This window comes from Marinobacterium lacunae, from assembly GCF_000705555.1.
Taxonomy (GTDB): Bacteria; Pseudomonadota; Gammaproteobacteria; order Pseudomonadales; family Balneatricaceae; genus Marinobacterium_D; species Marinobacterium_D lacunae.
In genome coordinates this window covers 33,599-49,550 of sequence record NZ_JMQN01000018.1, presented here as the reverse complement: position 1 = coordinate 49,550, position 15,952 = coordinate 33,599, and the positions used below count along the sequence as shown (strand labels likewise).

General features: G+C 60.0%; 15 protein-coding genes. 14 read left to right on the top strand and 1 reads right to left on the bottom strand.

Features of this window, described 5'->3' with window-relative positions; all coding sequences use genetic code 11:
• Positions 1–159: 159 nt before the first annotated feature.
• The 3 genes from ADIMK_RS07055 (at position 160) to ADIMK_RS07050 (ending at position 2,665) form a co-directional block, all read left to right on the top strand.
• Positions 160–1,488, top strand: a complete 1,329-nt coding sequence (locus tag ADIMK_RS07055) for an ammonium transporter (protein WP_036185610.1) — start codon at positions 160–162, stop codon at positions 1,486–1,488.
• Between the two features lie 96 nt (positions 1,489–1,584).
• Positions 1,585–1,749, top strand: a complete 165-nt coding sequence (locus ADIMK_RS22080; RefSeq protein WP_197027496.1) for a hypothetical protein — start codon at positions 1,585–1,587, stop codon at positions 1,747–1,749.
• Between the two features lie 229 nt (positions 1,750–1,978).
• Entirely contained in the window at positions 1,979–2,665 is a 687-nt protein-coding gene (locus tag ADIMK_RS07050; RefSeq protein WP_051692636.1) for a TorF family putative porin, read from the top strand.
• Between the two features lie 133 nt (positions 2,666–2,798).
• On the opposite strand, the gene ADIMK_RS07045 is transcribed toward ADIMK_RS07050, so the two are convergent.
• On the bottom strand, positions 2,799–3,938 hold the full coding sequence (locus tag ADIMK_RS07045; protein ID WP_036185606.1) for an aminomethyl transferase family protein: 1,140 nt from the start codon (positions 3,936–3,938) through the stop codon (positions 2,799–2,801).
• Between the two features lie 448 nt (positions 3,939–4,386).
• Between ADIMK_RS07045 and purU the strand changes: the two genes are divergently transcribed.
• The 11 genes from purU (at position 4,387) to ADIMK_RS06990 (ending at position 15,868) form a co-directional block, all read left to right on the top strand.
• Complete coding sequence (gene purU / locus ADIMK_RS07040) at positions 4,387–5,259, top strand: formyltetrahydrofolate deformylase (protein WP_036185603.1); 873 nt, start codon at positions 4,387–4,389, stop codon at positions 5,257–5,259.
• Between the two features lie 17 nt (positions 5,260–5,276).
• Entirely contained in the window at positions 5,277–6,518 is a 1,242-nt protein-coding gene (locus tag ADIMK_RS07035) for an FAD-dependent oxidoreductase (RefSeq protein ID WP_036185600.1), read from the top strand.
• Positions 6,519–6,529: 11 nt separating this feature from the next.
• Positions 6,530–6,811, top strand: coding sequence for a sarcosine oxidase subunit delta (locus tag ADIMK_RS07030; RefSeq protein WP_036185596.1), 282 nt, complete (start codon positions 6,530–6,532; stop codon positions 6,809–6,811).
• On the top strand, positions 6,795–9,704 hold the full coding sequence (locus tag ADIMK_RS07025) for a glycine cleavage T C-terminal barrel domain-containing protein (RefSeq protein WP_036185594.1): 2,910 nt from the start codon (positions 6,795–6,797) through the stop codon (positions 9,702–9,704). Before ADIMK_RS07030 ends, ADIMK_RS07025 begins: the two co-directional genes overlap by 17 nt.
• The gene (locus tag ADIMK_RS07020; RefSeq protein WP_036185591.1) at positions 9,704–10,189 is read left to right on the top strand and encodes a hypothetical protein; all 486 of its coding nucleotides are present in this window, start codon (positions 9,704–9,706) and stop codon (positions 10,187–10,189) included. Before ADIMK_RS07025 ends, ADIMK_RS07020 begins: the two co-directional genes overlap by 1 nt.
• Positions 10,186–11,520: a type III glutamate--ammonia ligase gene (gene glnT / locus ADIMK_RS07015; RefSeq protein WP_036185588.1), complete on the top strand. Its 1,335-nt coding sequence runs from the start codon at positions 10,186–10,188 to the stop codon at positions 11,518–11,520. Before ADIMK_RS07020 ends, glnT begins: the two co-directional genes overlap by 4 nt.
• Before the next feature lie 41 nt (positions 11,521–11,561).
• Complete coding sequence (locus ADIMK_RS07010; RefSeq protein WP_036185586.1) at positions 11,562–12,461, top strand: class II glutamine amidotransferase; 900 nt, start codon at positions 11,562–11,564, stop codon at positions 12,459–12,461.
• A 12-nt stretch (positions 12,462–12,473) separates the two neighbouring features.
• On the top strand, positions 12,474–13,157 hold the full coding sequence (locus tag ADIMK_RS07005) for a GltB/FmdC/FwdC-like GXGXG domain-containing protein (RefSeq protein ID WP_036185584.1): 684 nt from the start codon (positions 12,474–12,476) through the stop codon (positions 13,155–13,157).
• 14 nt (positions 13,158–13,171) lie between these two features.
• The gene (locus ADIMK_RS07000; RefSeq protein ID WP_036185582.1) at positions 13,172–14,503 is read left to right on the top strand and encodes an FMN-binding glutamate synthase family protein; all 1,332 of its coding nucleotides are present in this window, start codon (positions 13,172–13,174) and stop codon (positions 14,501–14,503) included.
• 96 nt (positions 14,504–14,599) lie between these two features.
• A complete protein-coding gene (gene folD, locus ADIMK_RS06995; protein WP_036185580.1) occupies positions 14,600–15,466 on the top strand; it encodes a bifunctional methylenetetrahydrofolate dehydrogenase/methenyltetrahydrofolate cyclohydrolase FolD in 867 nt (288 codons plus the stop codon).
• A gap of 165 nt (positions 15,467–15,631) precedes the next feature.
• Positions 15,632–15,868 carry a helix-hairpin-helix domain-containing protein gene (locus tag ADIMK_RS06990; RefSeq protein WP_036185578.1) on the top strand — a complete coding sequence of 79 codons (237 nt, stop codon included), beginning with the start codon at positions 15,632–15,634 and terminating at the stop codon, positions 15,866–15,868.
• Positions 15,869–15,952: the final 84 nt, after the last annotated feature.

The following is a 15,952-nucleotide window of genomic DNA, read 5'->3' as shown; positions in this document are numbered from 1 at the left end:
TGCACGTTTTGGCATAGCGGTTGCTTTCTCAAAAAGAAAATAAATTTCTTAAAGGTTATAAGAAAAGGGCTTTATCCATTGCACTTCCAACGAGGTTCAAGGGGCGGCCCAAGCGTTACATAAAACTTTAGAAATGCGTGCACTAATGAGGATAAGCCGATGAGTGTTGAAACATTGCAAAGCACCTTCGAGATGCATCAGTCGATGAATGTCGAAGTGTTCTACTGGTGGTGTACCGCCATCATGTTCATGATCCACGCGGGCTTCCTGGCCTATGAAATTGGCGCTTCGCGCGTCAAGAACGCACTGACCTCAGGTATGAAAAACATCCTGACCCTGTCGGTGATCATCCCCACCTTCTATTTCTTCGGATGGTGGATCTACAACGCCTTCCCGAACGGTCTGATCCCGATCGATGCCTCGGCGGCACTGCCGTGGAGCCAGAGCATGGGCCCTGATATTCAGGATATGGGGACCGGTATATTCTTCGCCGCCTTTGCCCTGTTTGGCGCTACCACCGGCTCGATTCTCTCCGGTGCAGTGATCGAGCGTATCCGCCTCAGCGCTTTCCTTATTCTGGCCGCGATTCTTGGCTCCGCCGTGTGGATTCTGGCCGGCGCCTGGGGCTGGCATCCGTCTGGCTGGCTGCTGACCAAGCTGGGCTACCACGATGTGGGCGCCTCCGGCGTGGTGCATGCGGTGGCCGGTTTCTTCGCCCTTGGCGTGCTGATGAACCTCGGCGCCCGTGTCGGCAAGTTCAAGGATGGCGTGGCGATGTACATTCCACCGCACAACCTGCCGATGTCGCTGATCGGTCTGATGATGATCATCGTCGGATTCTTTGGCTTCCTCGGTGGTTGCATCATCTTTAACGGCGGCGATACCGGCTGGACCACGATCTACGGTAACCCAACAAACCTGTCCGCCTTTGCCTTCAACACACTGATGGGCTTCGCCGGCGGCGTGCTCGGTGCCTACATGACCTCTCGCGAGCCGTTCTGGACCATGTCTGGAGGCCTCGGCGGCATCATCTCCGTTGCCGCAGGTCTTGATCTCTACTACCCGGGTCTGGCCTTCGTACTGGCCGCCAGCGGTGGCGCACTGATGCCGTTCATCGGCCGTCTGGTCGACAAGCTCGGCGTTGACGATGCCGTGGGTGCGGTTGCTGTGCACGCCTTCTGCGGTTTCTACGGTGTGGTGCTGGTCGGCGTGTTCTGCTCCGGCTATCCGAACGTTGGCGATCTGCCTGAGATCTCCTTCAGCGGCCAGTTGCTCGGTGCCGTCATCATGGCGCTGACCGGCTTCATACCGGGCTGGGGTATCTCCTTTGTACTGAAGAAGATGAACATGCTGCGTGTGCCGCCGCATGTCGAAGCGCTGGGCCTTGATCTGGTCGAAATTCCGGCCAAGCCCTATCCGGAGACTGTGCCGGCCCATGTCGTGGTCGAGAACACACTGGAACCGGGTCAGGAAAAGCAGTTGGTCTGAGACACCAGGAAACCCCTCTGTCGCACAGTGCAGCGCATAGGGCAGGGGGGATATCAGAACATGAACGATTCTTTTGAAGAGAAACAGGAGTGACCTATGAGTAGTCCGATCACCACGTGGGAAGGCGCAGCAGCGGTATTCACCTTTGCTGACAGCCCTCTGGGTATTGCGATCAGCCTGGCAGCTGCCGTAGGGGTGTACCTCTACCTGAACCTGTCGATCATGAAACACGAGCGTGATGCTTTCGATAAGCACAAATAAGCGCTGAGGCGGGGACGCGTCCAGCGCTTCCCCGCCGGACTCCCCTCGCCAGGGGAGTCCGACTCCTGACCCAGCATTCAAGGAACAACACCCGGTTTAGCTGAATGTAGTCTTCAGCGGGTGATGCCTGCGCGCCAAAACTGCATGTGGCCGCGATGTAGGCGTTCAAAAACCGGGCAATGTGTATACCCAACAATCGATTTTACAACTGAGAAAGAAGGTCTATCTGATGAATAAAACCATACTGGGACTTTGCAGTGCACTGTTGGTAGCGCCGGCATTTGCGGCGGAAACCTCCGGCACCATCGGCTTTACCAACGACTACCGTTACAACGGCATCTCTCAGACCGCTGGCGACCCGGCGATTCAGGGCAGTCTGGATGTCGCCTTCGATAACGGACTCTACGCCGGTATTTGGGGTAGCAACGTGGATTTCGGCGACGACGCCAACCTCGAAATCGATTACTACGTCGGTTACGGTGGCGAACTCACCGATGACCTGAGCTATGACGTCAACTACGCCTGGTTCAGTTATCCCGGTTATGACGCCTACGACGGCGACTACGGCCAGCTCAACCTGAGTCTTTACTACGGCAACGCCTCGATCACCTACGGCTATGCCAACGACTACTTCAATACCGGTGAAGCCGGTCAGTATCTCGCTGTGGACTACAGCCACCCGCTGCCCTATGACATGAGTCTGGACCTGCACGCCGGTCACAGCTTCGGCGATTACTGGGGCAAGGTGGATATCGATGACTACGAGGACTACTCCATCGGCCTCTCCGGCAGTTTTGCAGGGCTTGATCTGTCTGCTGCGTACCTGATCACCAGCATCGACAGCGAAGACGAGACCGATTCAGGCCTGTTCCGCAACGACAACGCACTGGTCGTGAGCGTTTCACGCACCTTCTGATAGCGCCCTTCAACAGTCAGTTTGACCGCGACCTAGCTCGCGGTCTTTTTCGTTTTGGGGTATGGCTGATGCGATTTTACGGCTACAAAAAAGCCAGCCGTTCGGCTGGCTTTTTTGTGAGTGGAGCGCCCGTTTAGCCCTTGGCGGTGCGCTTGAGCTTCTCCGGATCGTCGAACGGCAGCGTATGGGCGATAGCCGATACCTCCAGGCTGCCTTTAACCTTGAGCGGAGTACCCTGTTCGGCATAGGGCACCTCAAGTCGGGCGATCGCCATCGATTTTCCGGTCAGGCGTGAGTACATCGCGCAGGTGATGACGCCGACCTTCTTGCCATCGGCCCAGAGCTCGTCACCGGCATCGGCGGCCTGATCGCCCTCAAGCAGTACTCCAAAGATCTTGAACCGCTCCTTACCCTGCAGACGGAAGTGCTCGTAGGCACCGCAGAATTCGGTCTTGTCCTTGGATACGGTGAAATCCAGCCCCAACTCCCAGAGGGTGTCGCCGGCCGGTTCGTTATCGAAGGGGTAAAACTCGGAGTTGTCGAACGGGTAGAACAGCAGGTAGCTCTCGACGCGTACCCAGTCCAGCGCGGTGAACGAGCAGGGGATGATGCCGTGCGCCTTGCCGTGCTCCAGAATGCCATCCCAAATGGTTGCCGCGTGTGCGGCCTTGCAGAAAATCTCGTAACCGCGCTCACCGGTATAGCCGGTGCGCGAGATCGTGATCGGGCAGCCGAACAGGCGGGCATGGGTGTGGTGAAAGTAGGGCAGATCGCGGATGCCCGGAATATGCTCGGCGAGGAAATCCACGGCGGTAGGGCCCTGCAGTGACAGATCGTGCAGATCGTCATCGAACAGTACCGCCACCTGCTTACCAAGGGCTGCCTGTGTCAGCTGCTCGTAACCGCGGCCGGTGCCGTGTACCACCATGAAGGCGTTAGGCCCCATCCGGTAGATCACGCAGTCATCGATAAACTTGCCCGCATCATTAAGCATGGTGGCGTAGACCGCCTTGCCGGGATACAGCTTGGAGATATCGCGCGTGGTCGCCCATTCCAGCAGGCTCTCTGCGTGCGGGCCCACGTAGTGCACCTTTTTCAGGCCAGTGACATCCATCAGACCGGCTTTGGTACGGATCGCCTCGTGCTCGTCGGCCAGGGTGTAGCCGCTTTTGGTGTAGGTCCAGGCAGTGGGTGTGCCGTTCCAGTCTTCCAGATTGGATCCCATCGCACGGTGTTTCTCCGCCAGGGCCGCGATGCGCCAAGAGTTTGCCATTGTTCTCTCCTTATATAGAGGGTCGTAAATTCCTGCTGAGGAAATTTTATTCCTTAAAAGAAAGGCAATTGTCAGGCCACAATGGCTAAGGTGATGATTCCTATCGGTAAATAAATATTCCTATATCGGGTGGCTGCCCATAAAGGAACCAGCGTGATGCACGCGAAGCACCGATCCGGCGCATCGAACGGCAAAAACCGAGTGGTGCCTTGAGATGGTGCGGGTTTGCGACCTCATGGTGCGCCTTGATGCCACATTTCCGCTCTTCCCCACACGACTGCCTGTTATGGGGTATTTTCCTGAAAAGAATATAAGTTTCACAAATCTAGATAATTCAGGCCTTTAGCATCGATCAATAAAAAGTTTTTGTGTCGGGTTCCAGAGTTGGCAAAGAGTTTGCTTTATCAATGTGAAAATAATTTTCCCTTTGAGAAAGTAGGTGGAGAACATGGCACTCGATCCTCAAAACACCCGGCGTTACCGCATCAGCATCTCCTGCCCCGATACATTCGGTATCGTGGCCGCCGTTACCCAGTTCATTGCGCAGTACAAAGGCTGGATTAGCGAAGCACACCAGTTCGCGGATCCTGAGGCGTGTACCTTCTTTATGCGTTACGAAGTGGTCGCCGACTCCCTGCCGTTCGATCTTGATACCTTCAAAGAGAAGTTCGCGCCGCTGGCCGAACAATTCAACATGACGTGGAACATCACCGATTCGGCCGAGCGCAAACGCGCCGTACTGATGGTGTCCAAGGAAGCGCACTGCCTGTCCGACCTGCTGTATCGCTGGCGCTCGGGCGAGCTCAACATCGATATTCCCTGCGTGATCTCAAACCACGACGACCTGCGCTCTTACGTTGAATGGCACGGCATCCCCTATGTGCATGTGCCGGTGGATATGAGCAACAAGGAGCCGCACTTCCAGGCGGTGCGTGAGCAGATCGCCGCGGCCGAAGCCGACGTGATCGTGCTGGCGAAGTACATGCAGATCATTCCGGAAGAGCTCTGCGAGATCTATCCGAACCGCATCATCAACATCCACCACAGCTTCTTGCCCTCGTTCATCGGTGCGCGCCCCTACCATCAGGCGGCCGAGCGCGGCGTCAAGCAGATCGGGGCGACCTGCCACTACGTTACCTCCGAGCTGGATGCTGGGCCGATCATCGAGCAGGACGTGCAGCGCGTGACTCACCACAACACCACCAAGGACATGGTGCGCCTTGGCAAGGATGTGGAGAAGGCGGTGCTGGCCCGAGGTCTGCGCTTCCATATCGAAGATCGCGTACTGGTGTACGGCAACAAGACCGTCGTTTTCGCTTGATCTCCCGGAGATAGACAATGCCCTGGCGCTTACTGAAATTCGGGTTGAAGAGCACGCATGACGAGCCGCGTTTCTTCCCCGAATCAAAACCGCTCAAGCCTCACTACGATGTCGTCATCATCGGTGGTGGCGGCCACGGTATGGCCTGTGCCTACTACCTGGCCAAGGAACACGGTATCACCGATGTGGCCGTGCTGGAGCAAGGGTATATCGGCGGCGGCAACACTGGCCGCAATACCACCATCGTGCGCTCGAACTATCTGACGCCTGAGGGGGTGAAGTTCTACGACACCAGCGTCAAATTGTTTGAAGATCTGGCGGACGATTTCGACCTCAACATCTTCTACTCAACCCGTGGTCATTTCACTCTGGCCCACACCGACAGCGCCCTGCGCACCATGCGCTGGCGCGCCGAGGTGAACAAACATCAGGGCATCGAGAGTGAGGTGGTCGGTCGCGAAGAGATCGCCAAAGAGGTCCCCTATATGGACCTCGATTGCAACGGCCACGCACCGGTGATGGGTGCGCTCTACCACGCACCGGGTTCAGTGGCGCGTCACGATGCGGTGGCCTGGGGCTATGCCCGCGGTGCCTACAACCGCGGTGTGGAGATCCATCAGAAAACCCGCGTTACTGCCATCCGCACTCAGGGCGACAGAGTAGTGGGGGTGGAGACCGACCGCGGCGCGATCAGCTGCAACAAGGTGATCTCCATGGTGGCCGGTTCCACGCCGCGTATCACCAGCATGCTGGGGCTGCGTACTCCGATCGAGATCTTCCCGCTGCAGGCCTGCGTCTCCGAGCCGGTTAAACCGTTCATGGACACCATCGTGGTCTCCGGCAGCCTGCACGTCTATGTCAGCCAGTCGTCACGCGGCGAGCTGGTGATGGGCGCCTCGGTAGACCCGTCGGTACTGCACTCCACCCGTTCGAGCTTCGACTTCGTCGAGGGGCTTGCAGACCAGATGCTGGACCTCTTCCCGTTCATGAGCCGCATGAAAGTGATGCGCCAGTGGGCCGGCATGTCCGATATCACCCCGGACTTCGCGCCGATCATGGGTAAGACGCCGATCGACGGCTTCTATCTGGATGCGGGCTGGGGCACCTGGGGCTTCAAGGCGACGCCGGTCAGTGGCAAGACCATGGCCTGGACCGTCGCCAACGACAAAACCCATGAACTGATTGAACCCTTCCGCCTGTCCCGCTTTGCCGACTTCGATCTGGTCGGCGAGAAGGGCGCAGCGTCGGTGGGGCATTGAGGAGAGGGACTATGAAACTGCTCGATTGTCCCGTGATCGGTAAACGCCCGATCAGTGAGTTCGACTACCTGGGCGAGGTGCGTGTACCGCCCTCACAGGCCGATGAGCTCGTCTGGGCCGACTACGTGTTCAACCGCAAGGGTGCGCCGGGTGTGCTGCGTGAGCGCTGGTACCACCGCCCCACCGGACGTTGGTTTGTGTTCGACCGCGACACCCTGACCGACGAGATCGTCGCTGTAGTGGATGCCGCTGATGTTCGTTATGAGGAGCCGCGCTATGAAATACCGGCTTGATCCCCAGCCGCTGGAGTGGATCGACCGCTCCGAATCGATGAGCTTCGACTTTGAGGGCCAGCGTTTCAGCGGCTTCAAGGGCGACAGCCTGACCTCGGCTTTGCTGGCCGGCGGCCAGAAACTGCTGGGTCGCAGCTTCAAATATCATCGTCCGCGCAGTGCGCTGTCGCTGGCCAACCACGACGTGAATGCGTTGTTCCAGAGCGCCGAGGCCACCAATATCCGCGGTGACGTGACGCCGGTCAGCGAAGGGTTGAAGCTGCGTGCCTGTAACGTCAACGGCACGCTGGCCAATGACAAGGACACCTATATCGGTCTGCTCTCGCGCTTTCTGCCGGTGGGCTTCTACTACAAGGCGTTTCACAAGCCGAAGAAGTTCTTCCCGTTCTGGGAGCGGCTGATCCGTGAGAAGGCCGGTCTCGGTGAGATCAGTACCCAGTGGAGCGCCATCCGTCAGCCGAAGCAGTACGGCTTTTGCGATCTGCTGGTGATCGGCGCCGGTGCCAGCGGCATGCAGGCGGCCCTCACCGCTGCAGATGCTGGGGCCGATGTGGTGCTGGTGGACGAGAATCCGCAGATTGGCGGTAGCCTGGATTACCAGCTGGTTAATGAGTCGGATGCCGCCTCGGCACGACGCCAGCTTAAGCAGCGTATCGCCGAGCATCCGGGCATCCGCGTGTTCACCGGCCACTACGCCTGCGGCTGGTACACCGATCACTACGTACCGCTGGTGGGTCCCGAGGGGATCATCAAGATGCGTGCTGGCGGTGTGATCATGGCCACCGGTGTGATGGAGCAGCCGGCGGTGTTTCGTAACAACGATCTGCCCGGCGTCATGCTGGCCTCGGGTGCGCAGCGCCTGATCGCCCGCTATGCGGTGAAGCCGGGGCAGCGTGCTGTGGTCCTGTGCGGCAACGACGAGGGTTATCGCGCCGCGCTGGATATGATCGAGGCGGGCATCGAGGTGGCGGCCGTGGTTGATCTGGAGTGGCTCGACAAGCGCGGACATTGGGCCGAGCAGGTCAAGGCCAAAGGCATACCGGTGCTGGAGCAGAGCGCCATCTATGAAGCCAAGGGCAAGGATGCACTGAAAGCCGTGGTGGTGGCGCCCTTTGATGGCCGCAGCTGCGACAGCGGGCAGGGTAAGACCATCCGCTGCGACCTGCTGCTGATGAGCGTGGGTTGGGCCCCGGCGGCGCAACTGCTGTATCAATCCGGCAGCAAGCTGGGCTATGACAAGAAACTGCAGCAGATTCTGCCGCGCGAACTCTCGCCGGGCATCCATGCCTGTGGTCGCCTGAACGGTGCGTTCACGCTGGAACAGCGTCTGGCCGACGGTGAGCGGGCGGCGAAAGAGGCGGTGGCGCAACTGCGCGGCAAGACCGTTGAAACCGAACTGACGCGCTTTCGCGATGACCGTGCCCACAGCCACGACTGGCCGATCATCGGTCATCCCAAGGGCAAGAACTTTGTCGATTACGACGAGGATCTGCAGCTCAAGGATCTGATCAATGCCGCGAAAGAGGGCTTCGACAACATCGAGTTGATGAAGCGCTTCTCCACCAACGGCATGGGCCCAAGTCAGGGCAAGCACGCCAACATGAACGGGATCCGTGTGCTGGCGGAGATCACCCGCAAAACCATCGACGAGACCGGCTCGACCACGGCGCGCCCGATGTTCCATCCGGTGCCGGTGAGTGCGCTGGCAGGACGCCGCTTCCGCCCCGAGCGCCTGACCCCCATGCAGGCCTGGCACACCGCCAACGGCGCCAAGATGATGGAAGCCGGGCGCTGGCTGCGCCCTGAGTTCTACGGCGCACCGGCACAGCGTGAGCAGGCGATACTGCAAGAGGTACAGGCGGTGCGCAGCGGTCTTGGCATTATCGATGTGTCCACACTGGGCAAGATCGAAGTGATGGGGCCAGATGCCGGACGCCTGCTGGATGTGGTGTACACCATGAAGATGTCCACCATCAAACAGGGGATGACCCGCTACGCACTGATGGTGGATGACAGCGGCGTCATCGTTGATGACGGCATCGTCGGCCGCGTGACGGATGATCGCTTCTACGTCTCGGCCACCACCAGCCACGCCGATGCGGCGTTTCGCACCCTGTCGCTGAAGATTCAGGAGCTGGGGCTGAACGTGCGTCTGGTGAATCGCACCGGTTCTCTGGCGGCGCTCAATCTGGCGGGGCCTGCTTCGCGCAAGCTGCTATCCACACTGACGGATGTGGATCTGAGCGAAGAGAGCTTCCCCTATCTCGGCATGCGCGAAGGCACCCTGTGTGGTTATCCGGTACGGCTGATCCGCGTCGGCTTCGTCGGTGAACTCGGCTACGAGATCCACATGCCGGCCACGGCGGCGCTTGAGATCTGGGAAACCCTTATCAAGGCTGGCAAGCCCTATGGTATCCGACCTTTCGGTGTCGAGGCCCAGCGTGTGCTGCGTCTGGAGAAGGGGCACATCATCGTCGGTCAGGACACCGACGGCCTGACCAACCCCTTCGAGGCCAACATGGCCTGGGCCGTGCCGCTCAAGAGCAAGCCCTGGTTCACCGGCAAGCCCTCATTGGCGCTGCTTCAGGCGCGCTGCCAGCGTCGACTGATCGGTTTCCGCCTGCCGAAGGGCTACAACGGCGAGCTGCCCAAAGAGTGCCACCTGATTATCGAGAATGGCGAGATGGCCGGTCGCATCACCAGTATCGCCTACAGCCCCGCGCTGGGCCGGGTGATTGGACTTGCGATGGTCGACCTGCCGTTGGCCGAGAGCGCCAGTGCCCTTGAGGTACGCGTCGACAGCGGCGCGATGGTCACGCTGGAACCCTGCCCGACACCCTTCTATGACGCCGACGGTGCGCGTCAAACAGCCGATCTGACGGAGGTGGCCTGATGACTGCACTGCACCTATCAAACCGCGATGACCTGCGCGGCTATCTGCTCACCGGCCCCGGCAGTGCCGATGCCCTGAGCGCCGCGGGTTTGCCGCTGCCACAGGCGCAGCTCAGTGCTGCTGCATCGGCGGAGGCACTGGTCGCCCGCACCGGCAGCGACGAGTACATGGCCTTTATCGGTGCCGGCGCGCAACAGCCTGCCCACGAGTGGTGCTTTCCCCGTGCCGACTCCGTGTTGGCGCTGAAAGGGGAGGGCTGGATCGCACTGATGGCACAGGTGTGCCAGTACGACTTCCGCCGCATGCAGCCGGGCGACTGGCTGATGACATCGGTGGCCGGGGTTAACTGCTGGCTCTACCACGAGATCAACGGCGCACTGCTGATCGGCTTCGACAGCGGCTACGACCACTACATGAACGAGCTTTTCCACACCCTCGTCAACGAACTGGGTGGGCACACATTAAACGAAGGAGATGCACGATGAACTCAACAGAGATCGAACGTTTTATCAGCGACAACGACATCAAGTACATCCTGGCCCAGTTCGTCGATATTCACGGCGTGGCCAAGACCAAGTCGGTGCCGGCCAACTGCCTGAACTCCGTGGTGGAAGCCGGTGCCGGTTTCGCCGGGTTCGCGGTCTGGGGGCTCGGTATGGAGCCTCACGGCCCCGATTTCATGGCCCGTGGCGATCTGAACACCTTCAGCGCCGTGCCCTGGCAGCCCGGCTATGCCCGCATCGCCTGCGATGGCTATGTGGATAAAAAGCCGCACCCGTACTGCTCGCGCGTGGTGCTGAAAAAGCAGCTCGCCACACTGGCCGAGCGCGGCTGGACGCTGAACACCGGCCTTGAGCCCGAGTTCTCGCTGTTCAACCGCGCCGACGATGGCTCATTGACACCGGTGGATGAGAGCGATGTGCTCGACAAGCCCTGCTACGACTACAAGGGGCTTTCCCGTTCACGCGAGTTTCTTGAGCAGCTGGTGGAGTCGCTGCAGGCGGTGGACTTTGACGTCTACCAGATCGACCACGAGGACGCCAACGGTCAGTTCGAGATCAACTACACCTACAGTGACGCACTGACCTCGGCCGACCGCTTCACCTTCGTGCGCATGGCTGCCGGCGAGATCGCCAACAAGCTGGGCATGGTCTGCTCGTTCATGCCCAAGCCCGCATCGGATCGCACCGGTAACGGCATGCACTTCCACCTGTCAATCTGCGACGAGAACGGCAAAAACCTGTTCCACGACGCGACCGACAAGTACGGCATGGGCCTCTCAAAAATGGCCTACCACTTCACCGCCGGCATTCTGGCCCACGCCAAGGCGATCTGCGCTTTTGCAGCGCCCACCGTCAACTCCTACAAGCGCCTTGTCGTGGGCGGCAACGCCTCGGGTGCGACCTGGGCCCCGGCCTATGTCTGCTACGGCGACAACAACCGCTCCGCCATGGTGCGTGTGCCTTACGGACGCCTTGAGTTCCGCCTGCCGGATTCCGGCTGCAACCCCTATCTCGTACATGCCGCGCTGATCGCCGCCGGTATGGATGGCGTCGAGCGCGAGCTCGATCCCGGTGAGCCGCTGAACATCAACCTCTACAGCCTGAGTCTTGACCAGATCAAGGCCAAGGGCGTTGAGATTCTGCCGCAGAACCTGAACGAGGCGCTCGATGCGCTGGAGGCTGACACCCTGTTCACCGAAAAGATGGGCAAGGAGATCGTCTCTGAATTCCTCAAGGTGAAGCGGGCCGAGTGGGTGGAGTACAGCCGCCACGTCTCCGACTGGGAAGTGAAGCATTACGCCGAGTTTTTCTAATTCGTTAAGCGCCGGACCTGCTCCGGCAAGAGGTAAAGAGTATGTGTGGAATAGTAGGACTCTATCTGAAGAACCCGGCACTTGAGAGCAAGCTGGGTGAACTGTTCGAGCCGATGCTGATCGCGATGACCGACCGCGGTCCCGACAGTGCAGGCTTTGCCATCTATGGTGATGAAGTGCCCAACGGCTGGGTCAAGCTGACCCTGCGCCACCCCGATAGCCGCTACAACTGGGAGCAGCTGGCGGACGATATCCGTCGCAGCATGAGTGTCGAGCTCTCCTGGATGCAGAACGCCAACGTCGCCGTATTCAAGGTGGCCGCCGAAGAGGCGCAGGTGCGTGCCTATCTGGCCGAGATGGCGCCCGAGGTGCTGATCCTGAGCGTCGGACGCTCTATCGAGATCCTCAAAGAGGTGGGCCTGCCGGAGCAGATCGCCGAGAAGTTCACCCTCAGCGGCATGAAGGGCAGCCACATTATCGGCCATACCCGTATGGCCACCGAGTCAGCCGTGACCATGGAGGGTTCTCACCCCTTCTCCACAGGGCAGGACCTGTGCCTCGTGCATAACGGCTCGCTCTCGAACCACAACCGCCTGCGCGAGAACCTCAAGCGCGAGGGGATCAAATTCGAGACCGAGAACGACTCCGAAGTGGCGGCCGGTTACCTGACATGGCGTCTGCGTCAGGGCGACAGCCTCAAGGCTGCGCTGGAGCACGCGCTGGAGGATCTGGACGGCTTCTTCACCTTCACCATCGGTACCCGCAACGGCTTTGCCGTCATGCGTGACCCGATCGCCTGCAAGCCGGCGGTACTGGCAGAAACCGACGACTACGTAGCCATGGCCTCGGAGTATCAGGCACTGACCACCCTGCCGGGCATCGAAAACGCCAAAGTCTGGGAGCCGGAACCGGCCACCTTCTACGTCTGGGAACGCAGCTAAGGAGCACTGAACATGAAAACCATCAACATGGCTGAATCCAGCGTACGCGAACTGAATCAGGCCCTGCACGATCAGGCGGGCGAGTGTCTGGAGCGCGAATGGCAGGTGCTCAACCCCAAGGGCCAGCACAATCTGGCGGTGGGGCTTGATCAGAGCCTGTCCGTCGATATCCAGGGCCACGCCGGTTACTTCTGCGCTGGCATGAACAAGAAAGCCACCGTCACCATCCACGGTAACGCCGGTCAAGGCGTGGCCGAGAACATGATGTCCGGCACTGTGCGCGTCAAGGGTGATGCCTCGCAGGCAGCTGGGGCCACGGCACAGGGCGGCCTGCTGGTGATCGAAGGCAACGCCGGAGCGCGCTGCGGCATCTCCATGAAGGGTGTGGATATCGTGGTCAAGGGCAGCGTCGGCCACATGAGCTGCTTCATGGGCCAGTCCGGCTCGCTGGTCGTGTGCGGCGATGCAGGCGATGCACTCGGTGACTCCCTGTACGAAGTGCACATCTACGTGAAGGGAACCGTGAAATCCCTCGGTGCCGACTGCATCGAGAAGGAGATGCGCCCCGAGCATATCGAGGAACTGACCGGGCTTTTGAACCGTGCCGGTGTCGATGAAGACCCGACCAGCTTCAAGCGCTACGGCTCGGCCCGTCAGCTGTACACCTTCAAAGTCGATAACGCCGGTGCGTACTGATTGAGGAATTCATTATGAGCAACGATATCAATGTAAAAGACGGTCTGCGCGAATCGGCCACCTTCGACCGTAACACCATGCACGAGATCCGCCGTGCCGCCGAAACCGGTATCTACGATATCCGTGGCTTCGGCGCCAAGCGCAAGCTGCCGCACTTTGACGACCTGCTGTTCCTCGGTGCGTCCATGTCGCGCTACCCGTTGGAGGGCTACCGCGAGAAGTGCAACACCTCGGTCACCCTCGGCACCCGCTTCGCCAAGAAGCCGATTGTGCTGGATATTCCGGTGACCATCGCGGGCATGAGCTTCGGCGCGCTCTCGGCGAATGCCAAGGAAGCGCTTGGTCGCGGTGCTTCTATCGCCGGTACCTCCACCACCACCGGTGATGGCGGTATGACCCCGGAAGAGCGTGGCCAGTCCAAGAAACTGGTGTATCAGTACCTGCCGTCCCGTTACGGCATGAACCCGGACGACCTGCGCAAGGCCGATGCCATTGAAGTGGTGCTCGGTCAGGGCGCCAAGCCGGGCGGCGGCGGTATGCTGCTGGGCCAGAAGATCACCGACCGTGTGGCGCAGATGCGTAACCTGCCCAAGGGCATCGACCAGCGCTCTGCCTGCCGTCACCCGGACTGGACCGGCCCTGACGATCTGGCGATCAAGATTCAGGAGCTGCGCGAGATCACCGACTGGCAGGTGCCGATCTACATCAAGGTGGGTGCGACCCGTACATACTACGACGTGAAACTGGCGGTTAAGGCTGGTGCCGACGTGATTGTGGTCGACGGTATGCAGGGCGGTACCGCCGCGACGCAGGATGTGTTTATCGAGCATGTGGGTATCCCGACGCTGGCCGCGATTCCGCAGGCGGTTCAGGCGCTGCAAGAGATGGGCATGCACCGCAAGGTACAGCTGATCGTCTCTGGCGGTATCCGCAACGGTGCCGATGTGGCCAAGTGCATGGCACTGGGGGCTGATGCTGTGGCCATCGGCACCGCGGCACTGATTGCACTGGGCTGTAATCACCCGATGTACGACGAAGAGTTCAAGAAGATCGGCTCCGCTGCTGGCTTCTACGACGACTATCAGGAGGGCAAAGACCCGGCCGGTATCTCCACTCAAGATCCGGAACTGATGAAGCGTCTGGACCCAGTTGAGGGCGGTCGCAAGCTGGCCAACTACCTGCGCGTACTGACGCTGGAAGCGCAGACTCTGGCCCGCGCCTGTGGCAAGAACGACCTGCGCAATCTGGAGCCGGAAGACCTGGTGGCACTGACCGTGGAATCCGCGGCGATGGCGCGCGTCCCGCTGGCCGGTACCACCTGGATTCCGGGGCAGGGCGGATACTGAGCCTCACCCTCAATCCTAGGGCTGCGCCGCTGTGCGGGCAGCCCCTGAACACCCTCTTAAGAGTACCCCAACAGATTCGATAATCAGGAGAGAACCGTGGAAACCCCTCAGCTGATCGACGGCAAGGCGGTGGCGGCCGAGCTGCGCAAAGAGATAGCCGAAAAGGTAAAACTGCGAGTTGAACGGGGCCTGCCCGCTCCGGGTCTGGCCGTTGTGCTGGTGGGTGAAGACCCCGCCTCTCAGGTATACGTGGGCAGTAAGGTCAAGGCCTGCGAAGAGGTGGGCTTTCTCTCGCGCAGCTACCGTATGGAGAAGGAAACCACCCAATCCGACCTGCTGACGCTGATCGATACCCTGAACGCCGACCCCGAGATTCACGGCATACTGGTACAACTACCGTTGCCGAAACAGATCGATGTGCAGTCGGTAATCGAACGCATCGACCCGCAGAAAGACGTGGACGGCTTCCACCCCTATAACCTGGGCCGTCTGGCCGGAAAGGCACCGACGCTGCGCCCCTGCACGCCCTACGGCTGCATGCGCCTGCTCGACGCCTACGGCATCGACCCCATGGGCAAAAACGCGGTGGTGATAGGCGCTTCCAACATCGTGGGCCGCCCGGTGGCGCTGGAGTTGCTGATGGCGCGGGCCACCGTCACCGTCTGCCACTCCAAAACCCGGGACCTGCCGGGTGAACTGGCTCGCGCCGATATCGTGATTGCCGCGGTGGGTATACCCAACTTCGTCAAGGGTGAGTGGCTTAAACCCGGTGCCGTGGTGATCGATGTCGGTATCAACCGCCTCGACACCGGCAAGCTGGTGGGCGATGTGGATTTCGAGGCGGCAAAAGCGAAGGCATCGGCCATTACACCGGTGCCCGGTGGTGTGGGCCCCATGACCATCGCCTGCCTGCTGCAAAACACACTGGAAGCCTGCGAAGCGGTAGAAGCCGCACAGGGCTGAGCGCGTCGCACAACACGCTTTTCATCAAGGGAGCCGACTGTGTCGGGAAGCTCCTGCCCTCCATCAAAGGCCCCTCGGGGCCTTTTTTTCGTGAAATGCCAATCTTGTGCCGGTGGCTACAAAACAGCACACTGACGAAAGCGCTATCTGTTTAAAGGAGGCTTTGTGGCATTTTCGAATCAGGAAAGGGAAGCGCTTCTATCGGTTAAGGGCGTCGGGCCCACCGTTGTGAAACGATTTGAAGAGATCGGAATCGATACGCTTGCAGAATTGGCGACTTATCGGGCGGATTACATCGCGGACATGGTGGCCTCTATGCTGCGCACAACGTGCTGGAAGAATAGCCCACAAGCCAGAGCCGCTATTGAGGCTGCGCTTGCTCGGGCAAAAGAGGGGCTGTAATGGAGTAGGGCGCAGCTGCACAGCCGTGGCCCTTTAACGGCGTCATGCATTAGAGCGTTAACGCCTTCAAGGTAAAGGAAATAT